The following is a 3316-nucleotide window of genomic DNA, read 5'->3' on the forward strand; positions in this document are numbered from 1 at the left end:
GTAAATTTTCAGCGTTGCTGGCTCCCCGTCAGCCGGATTGGGTTGCATCGCAGGGGTGTCGAAAGAGTCAACTGCGGTCCAAAGCTGTTGGACTTGGGTGAAAAGGGCGTTTATTCTTCCTATACGTATAGGAAACCTTTATTATACGGTTATAGTAAAAAGGGGGAGAGGAATCTTCCTCTTTTTTATTTTAAAGGGAGATCTCCCATGACACTTCGTAGAAAAGGGTACATCAATGAATTTGATGGCTTATTTGTGATACCAACAATCGGATTAATCCTGTTGAAATTTTATATTTCTATATTTAGAGCATAGGCAGATTGCCTGTGCTCTTTATTTTGTTTGTTTTAAATTGGTATTGAATGATACCAATATTACATGATTAATGGAGGAGATTATTTATGACATTTAATAACAATGAAAATACACGTGTGTGGTTTATTACAGGTGCAAGCAGTGGACTAGGATACGAATTCACAAAAAAAGCATTGGAGTCAGGAGAGAAGGTTGTTGGTGTTGCTAGAAATATTGAAAAACTGAATGAGTTAAAATGCCAGTTTGAAGGAATGTTACTTCCTTTAAGTCTTGATGTTACTGATAGAAGTGCTGTTTCGACTACAGTGGAAACTGCCATTAAACATTTTGGAAGACTCGATATTGTCATTAACAATGCAGGGAATATGGTAATGGGAATGATTGAAGAATTTAGTGAAGATGAAGTTAGAAGCCAAATGGAAACTAATTTCTTCGGTACAGTATGGGTAAGTCAAGCTGTTATGCCGTACTTGCGGGCACAAGAATCAGGTCATATTATCCAGATATCTAGTATTGGTGGACTGATTAGTGGTCCAATGTCGGGAATCTATAGCGCTAGTAAATTTGCTTTAGAAGGATTTAGCGAGGCTTTAGCACAAGAAGCTGCACATTTTGGTATAAAAGTATCTATCGTAGAACCTGGAGGTTACTGGACGAATCTATACTTAAAAATGAGTTTTACTACACAGAAAAAAGAGTATGATTCATTACGTGAAAAGTTGGCCCAACAATATTCAAACGAATCGGTGGATAGTGATCCTAAGTTAGCCGCCGAAGCTATAATGAAACTGGTTAATAGTGAGAATCCGCCTCTCCGATTAGTTCTGGGAAGCCTTGTATATGATTTAGCTGTTGAAAATGCAGAAAAACGTATATTTACATGGAAAGAGTGGGAATCAGTCAGTCGTTCTTCGGAACATGGGATTCCTGCACCAGAAGGATACGGAATAATTGAGGAATAGAAACCCTAAGAAATAAACTCTCTAAACTACAAAAACTAATTAATGATTTAATATGTTTATTAACTTAATCGCCGGGCGCAACGGCTTTCGTCATTGCGTCTCTGGGAGCAGCTTGGTCTTCAACTGCACCGGCCTTTGTCGCTTTCCGTCTACTTCAAGCAGTGGGCGCGTCGGCCATGCTGGTGGCGACGTTCGCGACGGTTCGCGACGTTTATGCCAACCGTCCTGAGGGTGTCGTCATCTACGGCCTTTTCAGTTCGATGCTGGCGTTCGTGCCTGCGCTCGGCCCTATCGCCGGAGTATTGATCGGCGAGTTCTTGGGATGGCAGGCGATATTCATTACTTTGGCTATACTGGCGATGCTCGCACTCCTAAATGCGGGTTTCAGGTGGCACGAAACCCGCCCTCTGGATCAAGTCAAGACGCGCCGATCTGTCTTGCCGATCTTCGCGAGTCCGGCTTTTTGGGTTTACACTGTCGGCTTTAGCGCCGGTATGGGCACCTACTTCGTCTTCTTCTCGACGGCTCCCCGTGTGCTCATAGGCCAAGCGGAATATTCCGAGATCGGATTCAGCTTTGCCTTCGCCACTGTCGCGCTTGTAATGATCGTGACAACCCGTTTCGCGAAGTCCTTTGTCGCCAGATGGGGCATCGCAGGATGCGTGGCGCGTGGGATGGCGTTGCTTGTTTGCGGAGCGGTCCTGTTGGGGATCGGCGAACTTTACGGCTCGCCGTCATTCCTCACCTTCATCCTACCGATGTGGGTTGTCGCGGTCGGTATTGTCTTCACGGTGTCCGTTACCGCGAACGGCGCTTTGGCAGAGTTCGACGACATCGCGGGATCAGCGGTCGCGTTCTACTTCTGCGTTCAAAGCCTGATAGTCAGCATTGTCGGGACATTGGCGGTGGCACTTTTAAACGGTGACACAGCGTGGCCCGTGATCTGTTACGCCACGGCGATGGCGGTACTGGTTTCGTTGGGGCTGGTGCTCCTTCGGCTCCGTGGGGCTGCCACCGAGAAGTCGCCAGTCGTCTAACCGACGACTGGTAGCAGGCCCGCTCCGATGCGGCGCACTAACCATCGAAACCTCGTGAATGTCGGTATCCTGTCTGGCAGGATACCGCTCATTTCCCTTGTTCAGTTCATCGCCGTCGCCGAGCATCTGAATTTTCGGCATGCGGCCAAGGCACTTGGTATCAGCCAGTCGAGCGTCAGCGCGCGTGTGAAAGCGCTGGAGGATAACCTTGGTGTCCTGCTATTTGAGCGCCATGCGCGGGGCGTTCGGCTAACAGACGCAGGCAGGCACTTCATGGAGCGTGTCACGGCGGGTGTCGATCAACTCGATCACGCAGTGAAGACCGCAGGCATGACAGCTCAAGGAGAATACGGCCGGCTTCGCATCGGCATCCATGCCTTAATCCCACGCAGCTTTCTCACGGAGCTGATCCGTCATTATCGGGAAGAACATACGGGCATTGAGGTTGAGATCACCGAAGGCACAGCCCGCGATGCGGTGATGCAGCTTCGTGCTGACCAGCTCGACGTGGTGTTCGTCGCGGGCAAGCCCGAGATGCCCGACTGCCATACCCGACCGATCTGGACCGAACCGCTGGTGGCCGTGCTATCGGATGGGCATCGCCTCGCCGGGCAGTCCGCAATCACTTGGTCCGATCTGGTCGGCGAGACTTTCATTGTTCGCTATGGTGGCACCGGCCCGCAGGTCCATGACCATATCGTGCTGCGCCTTGCCGGGCGTTGGCCCGCACCGTCGATCCGGCGCTTTGATGTGGGGCGCGACACGCTGCTATCGGCACTGTTGCAAATAACCACGAATGGTAAGCTGAAGACTGTTTTAGCTAAAGGTGCAGCATATGAATCCTTTCCATGGTCGGCATTTTCAGGGCGAAATCATTCTTTGGGCTGTGCGCTGGTATTGTAAATATGGCATTAGCTATCGTGAACTGCAGGAAATGCTGGCCGAACGGGGTGTGAATGTTGATCACACGACTATTTACCGTTGGGTTCAACGTTATGCTCC

At 49.5% G+C, this 3316-nt stretch carries 3 protein-coding genes and 3 pseudogenes; all 6 read left to right on the forward strand.

Annotated features, from left to right (window positions below):
* On the forward strand, positions 1-315 hold a 315-nt coding region (locus tag FTT98_RS18000; protein WP_218944809.1), incomplete at its 5' end, for a hypothetical protein.
* Between the two features lie 86 nt (positions 316-401).
* On the forward strand, positions 402-1277 hold the full coding sequence (locus FTT98_RS17485) for an SDR family oxidoreductase (protein ID WP_078081115.1): 876 nt from the start codon (positions 402-404) through the stop codon (positions 1275-1277).
* Positions 1278-1351: 74 nt separating this feature from the next.
* Positions 1352-2314 (forward strand): annotated as a pseudogene (floR, locus tag FTT98_RS17490) (chloramphenicol/florfenicol efflux MFS transporter FloR); the annotation flags it as partial.
* A 27-nt stretch (positions 2315-2341) separates the two neighbouring features.
* Positions 2342-2641, forward strand: a pseudogene (locus FTT98_RS18290) (LysR family transcriptional regulator); the annotation flags it as partial.
* Positions 2630-3217: a LysR family substrate-binding domain-containing protein gene (locus FTT98_RS17495; RefSeq protein WP_373685155.1), complete on the forward strand. Its 588-nt coding sequence runs from the start codon at positions 2630-2632 to the stop codon at positions 3215-3217. The pseudogene FTT98_RS18290 and the gene FTT98_RS17495, both read left to right, overlap by 12 nt.
* A pseudogene (locus FTT98_RS17500) lies at positions 3150-3316 on the forward strand (IS6 family transposase); the annotation flags it as partial. The gene FTT98_RS17495 and the pseudogene FTT98_RS17500, both read left to right, overlap by 68 nt.

This window comes from Acinetobacter sp. YH12039 (assembly GCF_013420015.1).
GTDB classification, from domain to species: Bacteria; Pseudomonadota; Gammaproteobacteria; order Pseudomonadales; family Moraxellaceae; genus Acinetobacter; species Acinetobacter amyesii.